The organism is Tsukamurella sp. 1534, from assembly GCF_000312385.1.
GTDB lineage: Bacteria > Actinomycetota > Actinomycetes > Mycobacteriales > Mycobacteriaceae > Tsukamurella.
This window is the reverse complement of record NZ_HE997626.1, coordinates 1031790-1050384: the sequence shown is the minus strand read 5'-3', so window position 1 is coordinate 1050384 and position 18595 is coordinate 1031790. Positions and strand designations below refer to the sequence as shown.

Below are 18595 nucleotides of genomic sequence, written 5' to 3'. Positions count from 1 at the left end.
CTTGACTTGTCAACACAAACAGGCGTAAAAACAGAAAAAGCAAATGGAAAACCACAGAAATCCACGAACTCGGAGGGTGCATGTACGCGGAGGAACGACAGCGCGCGATCGGTGATCTGGTCACCGGGCGCGGCCGGGCCTCGGTCACCGAGCTCGCCGAGCGCTTCGAGGTGACCCCCGAGACCGTCCGCCGGGACCTGGACGCGCTCGAGCGGCTGGGCGGCGTCCGCCGCGTGCACGGCGGCGTGGTGGCCGCGGGCGTGCTGGCGGGGGCCGAGCCGGGCATCGGCGAGCGCGAGGTCACCAACGCGGAGGCCAAGCGGGCCATCGGCACCGCCGCCCGCGGCCACCTGCCGCCCGCCGGCGGCTCGATCCTCTTCGACGCGGGCACCACGACCATCGCCGCGGCCCGCGAGCTCCCCGGGGCCATGCACCTCACCGCCATCACGAACTCCGTGCCCGTGGCGGCGGCACTCTCCGGTCGCGAGGGCGTGGAACTGCGCATGATCGGCGGCCGGGTGCGGGGCCTCACTCAGGCCGCCGTGGGGGCGGACACCGTGGCCGAGATCGGCCGGCTCCGCGCCGACGTCGCGTTCATCGGGGCGAACGGCATCAGCGCCGGCCGCGGCCTCTCCACCCCCGACCCCGACGAGGCGGCGGTGAAGACCGCCCTGATCGGCGCCGCAGATTTCGTGGTGCTGCTCGCCGACGCCGCCAAGTTCGACCGCGAGTCGCTCGTGGCGTTCGCCGGCCTCGACGCCGTCGACGTCCTGGTGACCGATGCCGAGCCGATCGGGCCGCTGGCCGCCGCGCTCGCCGACAACGGCGTCGACGTGGTGATCGCCCGATGATCGTCACCGTCACCGCCAACCCGAGCCTCGACCGGCTCGTCGCCCTCGGCGGCCCCCTCCGCCGCGGCGCCGTGCAGCGCGCCCAGGACGCCACCGCGGATCCGGGGGGCAAGGGCGTCAACGTCTCCCGGGTGGTCCACGCGGCGGGCGGCGACACCGTCGCGGTGATGCCGGCCGACGGTGCCGATCCGCTGATCGTGGCCCTGCACCGGGTCGGCGTCCCCGCGATCCCGGTGCCCGCCGGGCACGAGGTGCGCAGCAACATCACCGTCACCGAACCCGACGGCACCACCACGAAGCTCAACGCCCCGGGAGCGCGCCTGTCGGCCGAGTCCGTGGCGGCGTTCGAGGACGCGATCGTCGCCGCGGCCGCGGGCGCGTCCTGGGTCGCCCTCTGCGGCTCCCTCCCGCCGGGCCTGCCGGCCGACTGGTACGCGCGGCTCACCGCGCGGCTGGCCGGCGGGCCGCGCATCGCGGTGGACGCCTCCGGTCCGGCGCTGCACGCCGCCGCGGTGCGGGGCGTGTCCCTCCTCAAGCCGAACGCGGAGGAGCTGGGCGAGCTCGCGGGGGTCGACGGTGACGAACTCGAAACCCGTGCCGCACAGGGTGACCCGGAGCCGGCCCGGGCCGCGGCGGCGGCGCTGCACGCGAGCACCGGCGCGTCCGTCCTGGCCACGCTCGGCGGGGCCGGCGCACTGCTGGTCACGGGCGACGGTGCGTGGTTCGCCACGCCGCCCCCGATCACGGTCCGCAGCACCGTCGGCGCGGGTGACAGCTCGCTGGCCGGATACCTGCTCGCGCACGAGCGCGGCGCCACGCCGCCCGAGCGCCTCACCCTCGCGGTCGCCTACGGCGCCGCGGCCGCCGCACTGCCGGGCACTCAGGCGCCCCGACCCGAGGGGCTCGACGCGGCACGCGTCCGCGTCCGTTCCCTCTGATTCCTCCCCGACGAGTTCCACAGATCCGGAGTACCCCATGACCGAACCGATCATCGCGCCCGACCTGGTGGCGCTCGACGTCGCGGCCGGCGCCGACAAGTCCGAGGTGATCGCCTACCTCGCCGGGCGCATCGCCGACGCGGGCCGCGCCACCTCGGTGGACGGCCTCATCGACGCGGCGATGGCGCGGGAGGCCCAGTCCGCCACCGGCCTTCCCGGCGGCATCGCCATCCCGCACTGCCGCACCGCCGCGGTGCAGACGGCGAGCCTGGGGTTCGCGCGCCTGAACCCGAAGGTCGATTTCGGAGCCCCGGACGCGCCCGCCGATCTCGTGTTCCTCATCGCCGCACCGGAATCCGGCGGTTCGCAGCACATGAAGCTGCTCAGCGCGCTGGCCCGGGCGCTGGTCCGCCCGGAGTTCACGGCGTCGCTGCGCGCGGCGCGGACGCCCGACGAGGTGGTCGCCCTCGTCGAGGACGTGATCGCCCCCGCGGCGCCGAAGCCGGAGCCGGCGGCGAAGACCGCGCCCGCGACGACGCCGGAACCGGAGCCGGAACCCGATCGGGCGGGGAAACCGAGACTGGTCGCGATCACGGCCTGCCCCACGGGGATCGCGCACACCTACATGGCCGCCGACGCGCTGAAGCTGGCCGCCGAGCGGGCCGGCGTCGAGCTGACCGTCGAGACCCAGGGCTCGTCGGGCTCGACTCCGCTGTCCGCGCAGACCATCCGCGACGCGGGCGCCGTCATCTTCGCCACCGACGTGGGCGTCAAGGGCAGGGAGCGGTTCGCCGGCAAGCCCGTGATCGCGACCGGCGTCAAGCGCGGCATCAACGAGCCCGACGCGATGATCGCCGAGGCGCTCGCCGCGGCGCAGGATCCGGACGCCGCCACCGTCGACGGTGCCGCGCCCGCCGAGGGCGCCGAATCCACCGCGCAGGTGGGTCTGGGCGGGCGCCTCAAGCAGGCCCTGCTCACGGGCGTGAGTTACATGATCCCGTTCGTCGCCGCCGGCGGCCTGCTCATGGCCCTCGGGTTCCTGCTCGACGATTACACGATCGGCAACAAGGCGCTCGATCCGAACATGTCCGACGGCGCGTACATCGCCCTGCACAACACGCTCTGGAACCTGCCGGCCGGTGGGCTGATGCAGTACCTCGGCGCGGTGAGCTTCGCCGTGGGCTCCGCGGCGATGAGCCTCATGGTGCCGGTACTCGCCGGGTACATCGCCTACGCGATCGCCGACCGCCCCGGGCTCGCACCGGGATTCGTCGCGGGCGTGCTCGCGGGCACGGTGGGCGCCGGCTTCATCGGCGGCGTCGTGGGCGGTCTGCTGGCCGGCGTCGTGGCGCTGTGGATCGGCAAGCTGCACCTGCCCCAGTGGGCGCGCGGCCTCATGCCCGTGGTGATCATCCCGCTGTTCGCCACGCTGATCACGGGCGGCCTGATGTACATGATCCTGGCCGGCCCGCTGCGCTGGGTGAACGAGTCCATGACCGACGCGCTGAACGGCATGAGCGGCAGCAGCAAGATCGCCCTCGGCGTGGTGCTCGGCCTCATGATGTGCTTCGACCTCGGCGGCCCGGTGAACAAGGCCGCGTACGCCTTCGCCGTCGCGGGGATCGGTGCCGCCGGCGCCGGTGTGGCGCAGTGGGAGATGATGGCCGCGGTCATGGCGGCCGGCATGGTGCCGCCGCTGGCGCTGGCCCTCGCCTCGACCGTGCTGCGCCCGCGCCTGTTCACCGAGCCCGAGCAGGAGAACGGTAAGGCGGCCTGGTTCCTGGGCGCGGCCTTCATCTCCGAGGGGGCCATCCCGTTCGCGGCCGCCGACCCGCTGCAGGTGATCCCGTCCATGATGCTCGGCGGCGCCGTCACCGGCGGTCTCTCGATGGCGCTGGGCGCCCAGCTGCGGGCGCCGCACGGCGGTCTGTTCGTCATGTTCGCGACGAACGGCACCTGGTGGAAGTTCCTCCTCGCGCTCGCCGTCGGAGTCCTGGTCAGCGCCGCCGCCGTGGTCGCGGTCAAGACCCTCTGGCGCCGCGACGCCGCCGACGCGGCTGCCGATTCCACCCAGACCGAGGCCGTCGCCGCGTAATACTGGTCCGCACAGTCCATCGGCGGCCGGCCGGCCGCGCACGAACCCCCACCACCCCACGAGGAGTCACAGATGCCCAGCACCACCGTCACCGTCGGGTCCGCCGTCGGACTGCACGCCCGCCCCGCCGCCGTGATCGCGAACGCGGTCAACGAGTCCGGCCACGAGGTCACGCTGTCCGTGGCCGGCGGCGAGCCCGTCGACGCCGGCTCCGCGCTGATGATCATGACCCTCGGCGCCGAGCAGGGCGTCGAGGTGACCGTCGAGTCCGAGGATCAGGCGACGGTCGACACGATCGCGGGCCTGATCGTGCAGGACCTCGACGCGTAGTCACGCCCGGGGCGTGCGCGCCCGGGACATGCGAAGGGGCGGCCGGTGATCCGGCCGCCCCTTCGCCTCGCCGTGCGCGGTGCCCCTCTCAGGACACCGGCGCGATGCAGTAGCTGACGCGCTCGGGCGCGGCGTAGTTCAGGGCTGCGTCGCCGCGGCAGTTGAGCGGGGCGCCGCTGGCGCGCTGTGTGACCCGGATCACGTTGGACTCGCTGCCGCGCAGCGCCGTCGGGCACGCGACGGAGCGGATGTCCGTGGTCGCCGCCTTATCGGGGCGCACCTTGTAGCACTCGCCGAGCGTCAGGTTCGGGACCACGCACAGCGTCGCGCCCTCGGATTCGACGCGGGCGTAACTGCGGAGGCTGCACGCGGTCTTGGCGGCCACCTTCTCGGCCACGGCGAAGGTGAGCCCGTCGCCGTCGCATCCGGTGCGCGAGGCGCGGTCGCCGGCGACCGTGACGCAGTCGCCCACCTCGACGGCGCTGACCGTCGCGACCTCCGGGCTCGACGGGCGCACGCCGAGCACCAGTACGGCCGCTCCCACGATGAGGACCGCGATCACGCCCGAGTAGACGACCGACGTGCCCACCTTCCAGGCGGTGGTGGGCCGCGCATCGTCGATCCGCCGGCCGACCGTCGTCTCCTCGAAGCGCCGACGCAGCGCGGCCAGGCGGTGCTGCGCGGGCTGGATCAGGGGCGTTGCCATAGTCTCAATAATAACTTGAGACTCACTGGTTCACACAAGTCTCAGTTTTAACACGGGATCGGGCGCTTCGGGCACCGTCGCTGACTAGGCTTCGTACATGCCCCAGGGACCCGTCATCGCCGTAGGCCCGAAGCCCGATCCCGAGTTCGACGCAGCGATCACCCGCGGCGGCGGCGTACCCGGGCCGCTGGCGGAGGCCTCGGGCCTCGTGTGGACCGATTCGCGCGCCGTCCCGGAGGGCATCCCCGACGCCGTGACCTGGGTCCAGCTCCCCTTCGCGGGCGTGGAGAACTTCGTCGGATCGGGCCTGCTGGAGGAGTATCCGAAGGTGGTGTTCACCTCCGCCGCCGGCGCCTACGCCCCCACGGTTGCGGAGCAGGCGCTCGCGATGCTGCTGGCGGGCGTCCGCGGGCTCTGGCACCGCGAGCACTCCTGGGACTACCTCCCCGCAGCCGGCCGCACCGGCCGGCTGGGCGGTTCGACGGTGGCGATCATCGGCGCCGGCGGCATCGGCCGGGCGCTGATCCCGCAGCTCCGGGCGCTCGGCGCCATGGTGATCGCGGTGAACCGGTCCGGCGACGACGTCCCGGACGCCGTCGTGATCCCCGCGAGCCGGATCGACGAGGTGTGGCCGCAGGTGGACCACGTGATCGTCGCGGCCCCGTCGACGCCCGAGACCAGGGCGCTGATCGACGCGGGTGTGCTCGCGCGGCTCAAGCCGCACTCCTGGGTGATCAACGTGGCCCGCGGATCGCTGATCGACACGGACGCGCTGGTCGCGGCGCTGCGCGCGGGGACCATCGGCGGCGCGGGCCTGGACGTGACCGATCCCGAGCCGCTGCCCGCCGGCCACCCGCTGTGGTCCATCCCCACCGCGATCGTCACGCCGCACGTCGCCAACCCGCCGCAGCACCTGCGCCCCGCCCTGCTGGAGCGGGTCGAGGTCAACGTCCGGCGGTTCGGCAACGGGCTGACCCCGCTCGCGGTGATCGACTCCGGCCGGGGCTACTGATGCCCGACGGTGCCCCGGCGGACGACATCGATCTCATCATCCGGAGCATCGTCGGCCTCGCCAAGCGGATCCGGACCGACGCGAAGTTCCTCCAGGCGGACGTGTCCTACGTGGACTTCACCCTGCTGTTCGTGCTCAACGAGTCGCCCGGGATGCGGGCGGTGGACCTCGCGGAGGCCGTGTCGATCGACAAGTCGACCGCGAGCCGGCAGCTGGCCGGCCTCGAGCGCCGCGGGCTCATCGTCCGCGAGGTGGATCCCGCGAATCCGCGCTCGCGGCAGCTGCGGCTGACGCCCCGGGCGGAGCAGGTGCTGGCCGACGCCGACAGCGAATGGCGCCGGCGGATCGCGGCCCGGACGGCCGACTGGCCGGTGTCCGACCTGCACACCTTCGCGACCCTCATCGATCGCTACATGGGGGCGATCGATCCACCCGGGGAGTCCCCGATCTGATTCCGGGAAAGGGTGTTTGACGTTCGGTAATGACCTTACTGGGGGGTAAGTTTGGGTGTGTTATGGTCAGCCCACTGTTCTGAGCATCAAGCGGCGCACGTAGCCACCGCGATGCCTGGCGAACCCAGGCGCCCCGCGGACCCCGACCCCCGTTCACACCGCGGCGGAGGGTGGCGGACGCGTGCGCCCGCCTGAGCCGGAGCTCCGCGCCGCGGGCCCCGTGGCGCGGGAGGACGACTAAGGAACGAACGCATGGACATCGGTGTGGCTCGGCAGTGGGAGTGCTGCTCATGATCATCGGAGCTTTGAAGGAGGCGCGCCCCGGCGAGACCCGGGCCGCCGCGACGCCCGCCACGGTGGCGCAGCTGATCAAGCTGGGCTACGAGGTGGTCGTCGAATCGGGTGCGGGCGAGGCGTCCTCGTTCGCCGACGACGCGTACGTCGAGGCGGGGGCGTCCATCGGGGACGCGCGCGCCGCGGACGTGGTGCTGGGCGTCAACGCCCCGTCGACCGATCAGCTGGACGGGATGCGCCCGGGATCGCGGTTCATCGGGATCCTGGCCCCCGCGCTGAACCCGGATCTGCTGGAGGACTTCGGCAAACGGAACCTGACGGCCATGGCGATGGACGCCGTGCCGCGCATCTCGCGCGCGCAGTCGATGGACGTGCTCTCGTCCATGGCGAACATCGCGGGCTACCGCGCCGTCGTCGAGGCGGCCCACGAGTTCGGCCGGTTCTTCACCGGCCAGGTGACCGCCGCGGGCAAGGTCCCGCCGGCGAAGGTCCTGGTCGTGGGCGCCGGCGTCGCCGGCCTGGCCGCGATCGGCGCGGCCGGCAGCCTGGGCGCCATCGTGCGTGCCACCGACCCCCGGCCCGAGGTGGCCGATCAGGTCGCGTCGCTGGGCGGCGAGTACCTGTCCATCGAGGACAAGGACGCCGAGGTCTCGGCCACGGGCTACGCCAAGGAGATGGGCGACGACTACAAGGCCCGCGAGGCGCAGCTGTACGCCGAGCAGTGCAAGGACGTCGACATCATCATCACCACGGCGCTGATCCCGGGGCGGCCCGCCCCGCGGATCATCACCGAGGAGATGGTCGCGTCGATGAAGCCGGGCAGCGTGATCGTGGACATGGCCGCCCAGAACGGCGGCAACGTCGCGGGCACCGTGAAGGACGAGTCCGTGGTGACGGACAACGGCGTCACCATCATCGGCTACACGGACCTGGCGGGCCGCCTGCCCACGCAGGCCTCGCAGCTGTACGGCACCAACGTGGTGAACCTGCTCAAGCTGCTCACCCCGGAGAAGGACGGGCAGCTGGTCCTCGACTTCGAGGATCCGGTGCAGCGGTCGATCACCGTCGTCCGCGACGGCGAGATCACCTGGCCGCCGCCGCCCGTGCAGGTCTCGGCGGCGCCGAAGCCCGCCCCCGCCGCGGAGGTCGAGGAGAAGCCCGTCAAGGAGCCGATGTCGGCGTCCAAGAAGGTCTCCCTGACCCTGGTCGGCGTCGTGCTGTTCGGCCTGCTGATCGGCTTCTCGCCGAACCCGCTGCCGCAGCACTTCACGGTGCTCATGCTGGCGATCGTGATCGGCTACTACGTCATCGGCAACGTGGCGCACGCGCTGCACACGCCGCTGATGTCGGTCACCAACGCCATCTCCGGCGTCGTGGTCGTGGGCGCGCTGGTGCAGCTCGCGACGCCGAACGTGACGGTGCTCGTGCTGTCGACGATCGCGATCCTGTTCGCGTCGATCAACGTCTTCGGTGGTTTCGCGGTCACGCGCCGGATGCTCGCCATGTTCAGCAAGGGAGCGTGACGCACTCATGGGAATCACTGCAATCGCCACCGCGGCGTACATCGTCGCCTCGCTGCTGTTCATCCTCTCGCTGGCCGGGCTGTCCAAGCACGAGTCCTCGAAGAGCGGCCTGACCTACGGCATGGTCGGAATGGGCATCGCGCTCCTCGCCACGATCGCCCTGACCGTGGAGCACATCTTCGACCTCGACGACCTCGAGATGCCCTGGCTGCCGGTCGTCCTGATGGCGGGCGCCATCCTCATCGGCGCTCTGATCGGCCTGTGGCGGGCCCGCATCGTCGAGATGACGGGCATGCCCGAGCTCATCGCCCTGCTGCACTCCTTCGTGGGTCTCGCGGCGGTGCTCATCGGCTGGAACGGCGCCATCGGCGGCCCGCACTTCGACGATGTCGCGGCTGAGGATCACGGCGCGATGATCGGTATCCACGCGGCCGAGGTCGCGATCGGCATCTTCATCGGTGCGGTCACCCTGACCGGCTCGATCGTCGCGAACCTCAAGCTCTCGGCCAAGATGAAGTCCGCGCCGCTCATGCTGCCGGGCAAGAACCTCATCAACGTCGGCTCGCTGGTCCTGTTCGCGGTGCTGACCGCCGTGTACGTCGCCCGCGACGCCAAGACCGACACCACCGGTTACGTCCTGTTGGGCGTGATCACCGCGCTGGCGCTGTTCCTGGGCTGGCACCTCGTCGCCTCGATCGGCGGCGGCGACATGCCCGTCGTCATCTCGATGCTCAACAGCTACTCCGGTTGGGCCGCGGCCGCATCGGGCTTCCTGCTGGGCAACGACCTGCTGATCGTGACCGGCGCGCTCGTCGGCTCCTCGGGTGCGTACCTGAGCTACATCATGTGCAAGGCGATGAACCGCTCGTTCATCTCGGTCATCGCCGGCGGCTTCGGCATCGAGGCCGGCCCGGCGGACGACACGGACTACGGCGAGCACCGCGAGGTCAACGCCGAGACCGTCGCCGACATGCTCACCAACGCCAAGACCGTGGTCATCACCCCGGGCTACGGCATGGCCGTGGCGCAGGCCCAGTACGGCGTGGCCGAGCTGACCAGCGAGCTGCGCAAGAAGGGCGTCGAGGTCCGCTTCGGCATCCACCCGGTGGCCGGCCGCCTGCCCGGGCACATGAACGTGCTCCTCGCCGAGGCGAAGGTGCCGTACGACATCGTGCTCGAGATGGACGAGATCAACGAGGACCTCGCGGACACCGACGTGGTCCTGGTGATCGGCGCCAACGACACCGTCAACCCGGCCGCGTCCGAGGACCCCGGCAGCCCCATCGCGGGCATGCCGGTGCTCACGGTGTGGGAGGCCGAGAACGTGGTCGTGTTCAAGCGGTCGATGGCCGCCGGCTACGCGGGCGTGCAGAACCCGCTGTTCTTCCGCGACAACTCGGCGATGCTCTTCGGCGACGCCAAGGACCGCGTGCAGGACATCCTGGCCGCGATCCACTGACGCACAGCATTCGGGCCCGGCATCGTCGTACGACGGTGCCGGGCCCGAGTCGTCTCCGGGCTAGCGCCAGGCGTCGTCGATGGTCACGGCGCCGTCCGTGAACGGCAGGTCCTTCCCGACGGTGTCGGGCCGGTCCAGCACGGCCGCCGCCACCAGCGCGACGTTCGCCCGCGACGTACCGGGGTTGTCCGCGGCCCGCACGGCGTCGGGATCCACCCTGCCGCTGGGCTCGTCGGACGTGAGCCGCCCGGGCATGAGCACGGTCCAGTCGAGGTCCGAGGCCCGCAGCGCGATGTCGGCCGCGGCCTTCGCCTCGGCGTAGTGGAAGAACGGCTCCGATTCGGGGACACCGTGATCGGGGGCCGCGCCGAGGTACGACACCATCACGTAGCGGCGGGCGCCCGACTGTTCGGCGGCCTGGATGGAGCGGATCGCCGCGTCCCGGTCCACCGCGTAGGTGCGGTCCGGGTTCCCGCCGCCCGCGCCCGCGGAGAAGACGACGGCGTCGGCGCCCTGCAGGGCCTCGGCGATCTCCTCCTTGGAGGCGGTCTCGACGTCCAGCACGCGCGGGGTGGCGCCCGTCGCGGCCACGTCCGACGCGTGCTCGGGGTTGCGGATCCATGAGGACACCGCGTCGCCCCGCTTGCTGAGGATCTCTGCCAGGGGAAGGGCCACCTTGCCGTGGCCACCGATGATCACGATGCGAGCCATGTTTCCAACGTACGCGCCCCGCCGCCGGGCTCCGCCAGCGTGTATCGCTCAGCCACCGAGCGGCATCGTGGCCAGCCGCAGGCCCAGGACCAGCAGGAGGACGCCGATCCCGGCGTTGAGCGCCCGCCACACCGCGGGCCGGCCCAGGGTTCCCGCGAGCCTGCGGGCCCCGAGGCCCAGCAGGCAGAACCACGCGACGCTGGCCGCGACCGCGCCCGCGGCGAACCACCAGCGGTCGGCGCCGTACCGGGTGGACGCGGAGCCGAGGAGCAGCACGGTGTCCAGGTAGACGTGCGGGTTCAGCCAGGTCAGCGCCAGCGCGGTGGTCACCGTCGCGAGCACCGAGCCGGCGCCGTTCCCGCCGGGGGTGAGCCCGGCACCGTCGCGCACGGACCACAGCGAGCGCGCGCCGTACGCGAGCAGCACCGCCACCCCGGCCCACTTCACGACCTCGAGCAGCACGGGCCGGCCCGCGACCGCGGCGCCCAGCCCGGCGACCCCCGCGCAGATGAGCACCGCGTCGGACGCGATGCACACCGCGAGCGCCGCGACGATGCCGCGCCCGCGCACGCCCACCTGCAGCAGGTAGGCGTTCTGCGCGCCGATGGCGGCGATGAGCGACAGGCCGAGCGCGAGGCCGGCGAGCAGGGCGGAGGTCATGGAGTGAAAGTAGCCCCGGGCAGGGCATTAGCTCCAATGCCGGAAACTCATCACCCATTAGAATTATTTCATGCTCAGCGGTGATCGCCTGGAGGCACTCGCGGCCGTGGTCGAGGAGGAGGGGTTCGGCGCGGCCGCGTCGCGGCTGGGGATCACGCAGTCCGCGGTCAGCCAGCGGATCCGCGCGCTGGAGCAGGAGGTGGGGCACGTCGTGGTCACCCGCGAGGGGCCGTGCCGGCCCACCGAACAGGGCGAGGTGCTGCTGGGCCTCGCGCGCGGCATGGCGGCGCTGGAGGCCGACGCCCTGGGCCGCCTGGCCGGCGGCGGCGCGGCCCCGTCGCTCGACGTGGGCGTCAACGCGGACTCCCTGGCCACCTGGTTCCGGGACGTGATCGACGCCGTGGCCGGGTGGCGGGACACCCGGCTGCGGCTCGTGGTGGACGACGAGCATCACACCGCCGGCCTGCTGCGCGCGGGATCGGTCCTCGGCGCGATCACCACCGATCCCGAACCCGTACAGGGCTGCTCCGTGGAGTACCTGGGCCTCATGCGCTACCTCCCGGTGTGCACACCCGGCTTCGCGGCCCGCTGGCGGGCGGGCGGCCGCTGGCGATGGCGCGAGATGCCGGTGGTGCAGTTCGATCTGCGCAAGGACGATCTGCAGAACCGAGTGTTGCGCAAGCACGGCGTGCGCGAGGCGCCGCCCACGCACCGGATCCCGTCCTCGGAGGGGTTCGCGCACGCGGTCCGCGCCGGGCTGGGCTGGGGCAGTCTCCCGGAGGCGCAGCTGGGCGGCGCGGTGGAGCGCGGCGAACTGGTGCGCGTGGGCGCGGATGTCGTGGACGTGAAGCTCTACTGGCAGTCCTGGCGGCTGCACACCCTGGCGCTGGGCCGGCTCGCGGACGCGATCCACGCCTCCGCCGCGATCCACCTGCGCTGACGCGGGCGCGCGGTAGTCTTCGCGGGTACCGCCCGCCGGAGAGGAGCACCACCATGAGGGCCCCGAATCCGTTGCGCCGGCTGCGGGCCGGGTTCAGCGATGCGGACGGGCGCCTGTTCGACGCCGTGGCCGCCTCGCCGAGCAGGCTCCTGGACGTCACGATGCGCCCGCTGTCCGCGGCGGCCGACCATTCGCTGCTGTGGATGGGGATCGCCGCGGCGATGAGCACGGGCGGCCGGCCCGTCCGCCGCGCGGCGGTGCGCGGGCTCGCGACGCTCGCCGTCACCAGCCTGGTGGTGAACCAGGGCTTCAAGCGGATCCATCCCCGAGAACGCCCGCGGTTCCACGGCGTGCCGGCCGCCCGGGTGCGGCGACAGCCCACCTCCAACTCCTTCCCGTCCGGGCACGCCGCGAGCGCCGCCGCCTTCGCGGCCGGGGTGGCGCTGGAGAACCGTCCCGCGGGCGTCGCGCTCGCCGGACTCGCTGCCGCCGTGGGCCTCTCGCGGATCGCGACCGGCGCGCACTACCCGGCCGATGTGCTCGCCGGGTTCGCGATCGGGGCGTCCATCGCCGCGGCCGGCGCCCGCCTCGTGCCGCCCGTGCACGAGGCGCTCGCGGGCGTCGACGCCCCCGCCTCCGAGCGGATCGCGCCGAACCCGGACGGCGACGGCGTGCTGGTCGTGCTCAACCCCGCATCGGGCGACGGCACGGGAGCGCGGGTCGCCGAGGAGCTCCGCGAGAGCCTGCCCGCGGCCGAGATCCTGGAACTGGAGCAGGATTCCGATATCGCGGCGGTCGCGCGGGACGCGGCCGCGCGAGCGCGGGCCCTGGGTGTCGCGGGCGGCGACGGCACCGTCGCCACCGTCGCCGCGGAGGCCCTCGCCGCGGGGCTTCCGCTCGCGGTGTTCCCGGCGGGCACCTTCAACCACTTCGCGAAGGACGTCGGCGCGGAGACCGTCGCCGACGTGGTCGAATCGGTGCGGCGCGGCCGGGTCGCGCGGGTCGACGTGGTGCGGCTGAACGGGGGCACGCTGCTCCTCAACACCGCCAGCATCGGCGCCTACCCCGAGTTCGTGCGGCTGCGTAGCCGCTATCAGCGCCGCCGGCTCGCCCGCCCCGTGGCCACGGCGCGGGCGGTGCGCCGCGTGCTGCGCCGCTCGGCGCCGGTCACGGTGCGGATCGAGGGCCGTCCCGTCACGGTGTCGTTCTTCTTCCTCGGCAACTCCCTGTACGGCGCACCGGGATTCGTGCCCGGCCGCCGGCACCGCCTCGACGACGGCCTGTTGGACGTGCGGTACCTCGAGGACGGCCACCGGTACGCCGCGGCGCGCCTGCTGCTGTCGTGGATGAGCGGGCGCATCGAGAACTCCAGGGTGTACCGCGAGCTGCAGGCGCCGTCACTCACCATCGAGGCGGACGAGCCGTTCCGGGTGGCGCACGACGGGGAGGCGGGGGAGCTGCACACCCGCGCGGAGTTCCGGATCGGCTACCGGCAGCTGCGGGTCTTCGGCACCAGCGTCGTCGAGTGATCCCGGGGCGGGCTAGCGGGGCCGGGTCCCCAGGAGGGTCATGCCGTTCGCGGTCATGTCCGGCGCGATCAGGGTGCCCGTGCCGCGACCGGTGCCGGTCCCGTCGGGCCGGGCCTGGACGCCGTTGACCACGCCCACGGCCGTGTAGGTGCCGTCGGGCCACCGCGCGTACACCGGCCCGCCGGAGTCCCCCTCCACGGCGGCGATACCGGCCCAGGAGACCCGCGAGCCGCTCACCGACGCCAGGGCCCCGCAACTGCGCCCCGTCCGGGCGCCGACGATGCAGATCGCCGGCCGCGCCGCCCGGAGGTCGTCGGCGGTGCTCACCCCGGTCACCGGACCGATCGCCGGGGCCACGGGGCGGACGTCGCGGCCCTGCACCTGGATGATGGCGATGTCCTGGCCGATCGGGCTGCGCGTGGCCTTGATGTACGCGCCGAACGCGACGCTGCTGTCGGCGTCGGTCATGTACCGGGCGACGGGGACGGCGTCCGGCCGCGCCTGCCGGGCGAGGTCGGCGCAGTGCCCCGCGGTGAACGCCACGACCTCGCCGCCGGGGTAGCGCGCGAAGAAGCCCAGCGTGCACACGCTGGACACCAGGCCGTACGCGTCGGCGCGGGTCACGATGCCGGCCCCCGTTGTGGGGCGCAGCGCGACGGCGGGCGTCCGTGTGGTGTCGACGACCGGGTACGGAGTGATCACGGGCGTCGGCACGGGGGTGGACACCGGCACGGACACGGCTTCCGGCGGGGGCGGCGGCGCCCCGCCGGGGTCGTCCTGCAGCACCAGCCCGCATCCCGCGACCGGGAGCGCCGTGAGCAGCGCGCACGCGGACGCCAGCCGCCGGCGCCCGCGTATGTCCACCGGGCCGATGCTAGTCCTGTGCGCGGGAGTCCTCGGGGCGGTGCGTCAGGCGCGCGAGCGGATCGCGTCGGTGACCGCGGTGATCGCGAGCGCCCGCACCACGTCGACTTTCGCGTCCACCTGCCCGGTGGCGGCGGAGACGAACGCGTCCCCGTCGAACCGGGTGTGCGGCGGGTCGATCGCCCGGGCCAGCCCGTCGTGCGCGCCCTGCGCGAACAGCAGGCACTCCACCTTGGTGAGGCGGGCGTTGGTGATCACGACGCCGATCGTGGTGTTCTGCCGGTTGCCGCCGAACGGCTCGTAGTCGCCGAAACCGGCGGGACCGGCCTCGCCGGTGAGGATCTCGCCGAACGCGTTGACGGCGCACAGGGCGCCCACCACGACGTCGCCCGCGCGCGCCTCGGCGTAGGCGAGGCCGGCGTCGTGCAGGTTCTCCAGGCCGCGGGCCTTGCCCGTGGTGGCGCCCGTGCCGGCGCCGATCAGGCCGTTGACGGGGGTGCCGGGTTCCGCGGACGCCGCTGCGGCGTAACCGTTCTCCGCGGTCGGACGGACGGAGGGATCCCCGACCATGAGGTCGAACAGCCCGAGAGCGGGCACGATCGGCACGCGCCCCGCGACGGTCTCCACGCCGCGCCCCTCCTCCTCGAGGCGGCGCATCACCCCGTCGGCGCTGGCCAGCCCGAACGCGGATCCGCCGGTGAGCACGGCGGCGTGGATCTCGTCCACGGCGCGCTCCGGCGCCAGCAGGTCGATCTCCCGGGACGCGGGCGCCCCGCCCCGCACCTCCCCGGACCCGACCGTGCCGTCGGGGAACACGATCACGGTGCAGCCGGTGCGGGCCGCGGCGTCGGTGTGGTGGCCGACGCGGACGCCGGGGACGGTGACGGCGGGGGTGGCGGGCATGCCCGCAGATTACTCGCCGGGCCCCTCCCACGGCAGGTCCTCGGCGTCGGGCACGTCGCCGGGCAGCAGGTCGCGGCGGAAGCCGCGCCAGGTGGGCTGCCGCAGGTGCCCGCCGCGGCGCAGCGAGGAGTACCGCACGTCGCCCACCATCTTCGGTAGGACCCAGACCGCGTCGCGGACCTCGGGGTCGTCGATCGGGGCGGTGAACGGCGAGCGCCGCATGCGCAGCGGATCCAGTTCCTCCGCGAGCGCGGCGAGGTCGCGGTCGGAGAAACCGGAGCCCACCGAGCCGAGGTACACCAGGCCCGTCTCCGCCGGTACGCCGACGAGCACGGAGCCGATCCCGTGCGCGCGCGAGCCCTTCCCGGGCTTCCAGCCGCCGATCACCACCTGCAGGTCGCGCCAGTTCTTGTGCTTGAGCCACGCCCGCACCCGCTGCCCGGGCAGGTACTGCGAATCCCTGCGCTTGGCGACGATCCCCTCCCAGCCGAGCTCCGCGCTGAGCGCCGCGGCCTCGGCCCCGGTGGCGGCGTCCACGAGCGGCGGCACCTCGATCGTGTCGTCCGCATCCAGCAGCGGCGCAAGGCCTTCCAGCACCTCGCGGCGCACCGACCACGGGCGGCGGGTCAGGTCCACCCCGTTCAGGGACAGCACGTCGAACAGGTACAGCCGCACGGCTCCGGCCCGGGTGTCCCCGCCGGCCATGAGGTGGAACGACGGTACGCCGTGCCGGTCCAGTACCACCGCCTCGCCGTCGAGGACCACCTCCATGCCGTCGAGATCCCGTGCCAGGGACTCGAATGCGGGGAACTCCCCGGTCACCACGCGGCCCGAGCGGGTGCGCAGGGACACGCTGCCGCCGCGCACGGTCGCGACGATCCGGTACCCGTCCCACTTGCCCTCGAACACCCAGTCCGCGCCGGAGAGCCGGTCGATGGGGGACTCGGTGGGCAGCATCGGATCCGGCGCCTGCGGCGTGGCGGCGGGTGCGGGCGCGGCCCCGTCCCCGGTCGACGCCGGCCCGCCGCGCGGGGCCGCGGTCTTGTCCTTGGTGAGGTGGGCGAGCCAGTTCTTCTCGCCGGTGCGGATCAGGGCGTACCGCGTGCCCCGCAGCCGCTCGCCGTGCAGCGTCACGATGACCTCGTTCGAGCGCCACTTCTCCAGTTCGTAGGTGCCGTGGTCCCAGATGGTCACGTCGCCGCCGCCGTACTCGCCCTTCGGGATGCTGCCCTCGAACGCCGCGTAGTCCATGGGGTGGTCCTCGGTGCGCACCGCGAGATGGTTGACCGCGGGGTCGTCCGGAAGGTTCTTCGGCACGGCCCAGGAGGCGAGCACCCCGTCGTGCTCCAGGCGGAAGTCGTAGTGCAGCCGCCGGGCGTGGTGCTCCTGGATCACGAAGATCGGGTCGCCCTCGCTCGCGGCGCCGCCGAAGGGCTCGGGCGTCGCCGCGGCGTCCCGTTTGGCGCGGTACTCCGCCAGGTCCACCGGCTCCGCGACCGGCGCGGGAGCCCGGACGCCGCCCAGCCCGGTCAGCAGGTCACCGTCGGACGCGACCCGCGCGAGCACCTCGGTGAACTCCAACTGGCGCAGCCCCGGCCGGGAGAGCTCCTCCCACGTGCGCGGCGCGGCGACCCACGGGTGGTCGCGCCCCCGCAGCGAGTACGGCGAGATCGTGGTCTTCGAGCCGCTGTTCTGCGACCAGTCCACGAAGATCCGGCCGCCTCGCCGGTCCTTGGCCATCGAGGCGGTCACCGCCCCGGGGGACTCCTCCTCGAGCTGGGAGGCGATGGCATGCGCCACCTTCCGCGCGCCCTGCGACGAAATCCCTTCGGGCACCGCCGAATACACGTGCAGTCCCTTGGATCCGCTGGTCACGGGGTGGCCCTCGAGGCCCATTGCCGCGAGCAGCTCGCGGATCCGCAGCGCGAGGGCGGCGCAGTCGTCGAGGGTCACATCGGGCCCGGGATCCAGGTCGAGCACCAGCCGGTCGGGTGGGGCGGGGACGTCGCCGGCGCCGAACGTCCACTGCGGCACGTGCAGTTCCAACGCCGCCTGCTGGCCGAGCCAGACCATGCCGGCGGTGTTCTCGATGACGGGGTAGAGCGACTCCCCGTCGGAGTGGTGCTGCGCGCCGCGGCGGATCCAGGGCGGCGCGTGGCCGGGTAGCCGCTTCTCGAAGAAGGCCGATTTGTCCACGCCGTTCGGCCAGCGCTTGCGGGTGAGGGGCCGGTCCGCCAGGTGGGGGAGCGCGTACGGCGCGATCGCCTGGTAGTAGTCGATGATCTCGGACTTGGTGGTGCCGGTGGCGGGGTAGATCACCTTGTCGAGGTTGGTCAGCTGGACGCTGACGCCGTCCACCTCGCGGTTCTCCCGTGTCTGCACCACGGCGCCATTATCGCCCGGGAACGCGCGCGGGGCGGGTCGCTTGCCCGCGACCCCTCGCAATCTCACTCCTCACCAGTCACAATGATCACATGCGCGCGATATGGACGGGTGAGTTGTCGTTCGGGCTCGTGAACGTGCCCGTGAAGGTGTACTCCGCGATCGAGAGCCACGACGCGAAGTCGCATCAGGTGGACGCGAAGGACGGGGTCCGCATCCGGTACAAGCGCGTCCGCGAGGGCACCGACGACGAGGTGGAGTTCGCGAACATCGCCAACGCCTACGAGTCCGACGAGGGTGACACGGTGGTCCTCAGCAAGGAGGACGTGAAATCGATGCCGGTGGAGAAGCACCGGGAGATCTCGGTGACGGAGTTCGTGCCGCGCGAGGACGTCGACCCGATCATGTTCGACAAGCCCTACTACCTGGAGCCCTCGTCGAAGTCGCCCAAGGCGTACGTGCTGCTCCGGCAGGCGCTGCAGGAGACCGAGCGGCTCGCGATCTGCACCTTCACCCTGCGCAACCGCACCCGGCTCTGCGCGCTCCGGGTGGTGGGCAACGTCATGGTGCTGCAGACGCTGCTGTGGCCCGACGAGATCCGCACCCCCGATTTCCCCGCCCTCACCGAGGACGTGAAGATCCGCCCGCAGGAGCTTGCGATGGCGGCCTCGCTCATCGACTCGATGGCCACCGATTTCGACCCCGACCAGTACGAGGACGATTACCAGGTGCAGTTGCGCCAGCTGATCGCGGCCAAGGCGTCGGGCGGCGAGGCGTTCCCCGAGGCGCCCGAGGAGGAGTCCGAGGACGACGAGGTGGCGGATCTGCTCGCGGCGCTCAAGGCGTCGGTGAAGAACCGCGAGGCGCAGGCGTCGACGAAGGCGACGGCGAAGTCCGGCGACGAGCAGAAGCCGGCTCGCAGCCGCAAGCGCGCGGGCTGACCGCG

17 protein-coding genes are annotated in these 18595 nt (G+C 72.8%); 11 read left to right on the top strand and 6 right to left on the bottom strand.

The annotated features are described in order from the left end of the window. Positions 1 to 80: 80 nt before the first annotated feature. The 4 genes from BN39_RS05215 (at position 81) to BN39_RS05200 (ending at position 4214) form a co-directional block, all read left to right on the top strand. The gene (locus BN39_RS05215) at positions 81 to 851 is read left to right on the top strand and encodes a DeoR/GlpR family DNA-binding transcription regulator (RefSeq protein ID WP_019201305.1); all 771 of its coding nucleotides are present in this window, start codon (positions 81 to 83) and stop codon (positions 849 to 851) included. Beyond that, on the top strand, positions 848 to 1789 hold the full coding sequence (locus tag BN39_RS05210; protein WP_019201304.1) for a 1-phosphofructokinase family hexose kinase: 942 nt from the start codon (positions 848 to 850) through the stop codon (positions 1787 to 1789). The genes BN39_RS05215 and BN39_RS05210 overlap by 4 nt, the downstream gene beginning before the upstream one ends. 37 nt (positions 1790 to 1826) lie before the next feature. Continuing rightward, positions 1827 to 3884 carry a fructose-specific PTS transporter subunit EIIC gene (locus BN39_RS05205; RefSeq protein WP_019201303.1) on the top strand — a complete coding sequence of 686 codons (2058 nt, stop codon included), beginning with the start codon at positions 1827 to 1829 and terminating at the stop codon, positions 3882 to 3884. 72 nt (positions 3885 to 3956) lie between these two features. Further along, positions 3957 to 4214 (top strand): HPr family phosphocarrier protein, encoded by a 258-nt coding sequence (locus BN39_RS05200; RefSeq protein ID WP_019201302.1) that lies wholly within the window; start codon positions 3957 to 3959, stop codon positions 4212 to 4214. An 88-nt stretch (positions 4215 to 4302) separates the two neighbouring features. Here BN39_RS05200 and BN39_RS05195 read toward each other — a convergent pair whose 3' ends face one another. After that, positions 4303 to 4920, bottom strand: coding sequence for a hypothetical protein (locus BN39_RS05195; RefSeq protein WP_019201301.1), 618 nt, complete (start codon positions 4918 to 4920; stop codon positions 4303 to 4305). A 97-nt stretch (positions 4921 to 5017) separates the two neighbouring features. Between BN39_RS05195 and BN39_RS05190 the strand changes: the two genes are divergently transcribed. From BN39_RS05190 to pntB, 4 genes are all read left to right on the top strand, one after another. Further along, positions 5018 to 5932: a D-isomer specific 2-hydroxyacid dehydrogenase family protein gene (locus tag BN39_RS05190; RefSeq protein ID WP_019201300.1), complete on the top strand. Its 915-nt coding sequence runs from the start codon at positions 5018 to 5020 to the stop codon at positions 5930 to 5932. Further along, the gene (locus BN39_RS05185) at positions 5932 to 6384 is read left to right on the top strand and encodes a MarR family winged helix-turn-helix transcriptional regulator (RefSeq protein ID WP_019201299.1); all 453 of its coding nucleotides are present in this window, start codon (positions 5932 to 5934) and stop codon (positions 6382 to 6384) included. Before BN39_RS05190 ends, BN39_RS05185 begins: the two co-directional genes overlap by 1 nt. A 290-nt stretch (positions 6385 to 6674) precedes the next feature. Beyond that, positions 6675 to 8201, top strand: a complete 1527-nt coding sequence (locus BN39_RS05180) for a Re/Si-specific NAD(P)(+) transhydrogenase subunit alpha (protein ID WP_040766631.1) — start codon at positions 6675 to 6677, stop codon at positions 8199 to 8201. 7 nt (positions 8202 to 8208) lie between these two features. Further along, a complete protein-coding gene (gene pntB / locus BN39_RS05175) occupies positions 8209 to 9660 on the top strand; it encodes a Re/Si-specific NAD(P)(+) transhydrogenase subunit beta (RefSeq protein WP_019201297.1) in 1452 nt (483 codons plus the stop codon). A gap of 60 nt (positions 9661 to 9720) precedes the next feature. Here the strand turns inward: pntB and BN39_RS05170 are convergent, their stop codons facing one another. After that, positions 9721 to 10371: an NAD(P)H-binding protein gene (locus BN39_RS05170; protein ID WP_019201296.1), complete on the bottom strand. Its 651-nt coding sequence runs from the start codon at positions 10369 to 10371 to the stop codon at positions 9721 to 9723. Positions 10372 to 10419: 48 nt separating this feature from the next. Beyond that, positions 10420 to 11031: a LysE/ArgO family amino acid transporter gene (locus BN39_RS05165; RefSeq protein WP_019201295.1), complete on the bottom strand. Its 612-nt coding sequence runs from the start codon at positions 11029 to 11031 to the stop codon at positions 10420 to 10422. Positions 11032 to 11101: 70 nt separating this feature from the next. On the opposite strand from BN39_RS05165, the gene BN39_RS05160 reads away from it, so the two are divergent. Both BN39_RS05160 and BN39_RS05155 read left to right on the top strand, forming a co-directional pair. Further along, positions 11102 to 11971 carry a LysR family transcriptional regulator ArgP gene (locus BN39_RS05160; RefSeq protein ID WP_019201294.1) on the top strand — a complete coding sequence of 290 codons (870 nt, stop codon included), beginning with the start codon at positions 11102 to 11104 and terminating at the stop codon, positions 11969 to 11971. 53 nt (positions 11972 to 12024) lie between these two features. Next, positions 12025 to 13500, top strand: a complete 1476-nt coding sequence (locus BN39_RS05155; RefSeq protein ID WP_019201293.1) for a bifunctional phosphatase PAP2/diacylglycerol kinase family protein — start codon at positions 12025 to 12027, stop codon at positions 13498 to 13500. Positions 13501 to 13512: 12 nt separating this feature from the next. On the opposite strand, the gene BN39_RS05150 is transcribed toward BN39_RS05155, so the two are convergent. Genes BN39_RS05150 through BN39_RS05140 form a run of 3 tightly spaced genes read right to left on the bottom strand, consistent with a single transcriptional unit; the run spans position 13513 to position 17649 of the window. Beyond that, positions 13513 to 14364 carry a hypothetical protein gene (locus BN39_RS05150; RefSeq protein WP_019201292.1) on the bottom strand — a complete coding sequence of 284 codons (852 nt, stop codon included), beginning with the start codon at positions 14362 to 14364 and terminating at the stop codon, positions 13513 to 13515. A 45-nt stretch (positions 14365 to 14409) separates the two neighbouring features. Further along, positions 14410 to 15267, bottom strand: a complete 858-nt coding sequence (locus tag BN39_RS05145) for a P1 family peptidase (RefSeq protein ID WP_019201291.1) — start codon at positions 15265 to 15267, stop codon at positions 14410 to 14412. A gap of 9 nt (positions 15268 to 15276) precedes the next feature. Next, positions 15277 to 17649 carry an ATP-dependent DNA ligase gene (locus BN39_RS05140; protein ID WP_051158955.1) on the bottom strand — a complete coding sequence of 791 codons (2373 nt, stop codon included), beginning with the start codon at positions 17647 to 17649 and terminating at the stop codon, positions 15277 to 15279. A gap of 92 nt (positions 17650 to 17741) precedes the next feature. Here BN39_RS05140 and BN39_RS05135 point away from each other — a divergent pair, with 92 nt between their 5' ends. After that, entirely contained in the window at positions 17742 to 18590 is an 849-nt protein-coding gene (locus BN39_RS05135) for a Ku protein (RefSeq protein WP_019201289.1), read from the top strand. The last annotated feature ends 5 nt before the right edge of the window (positions 18591 to 18595 follow it).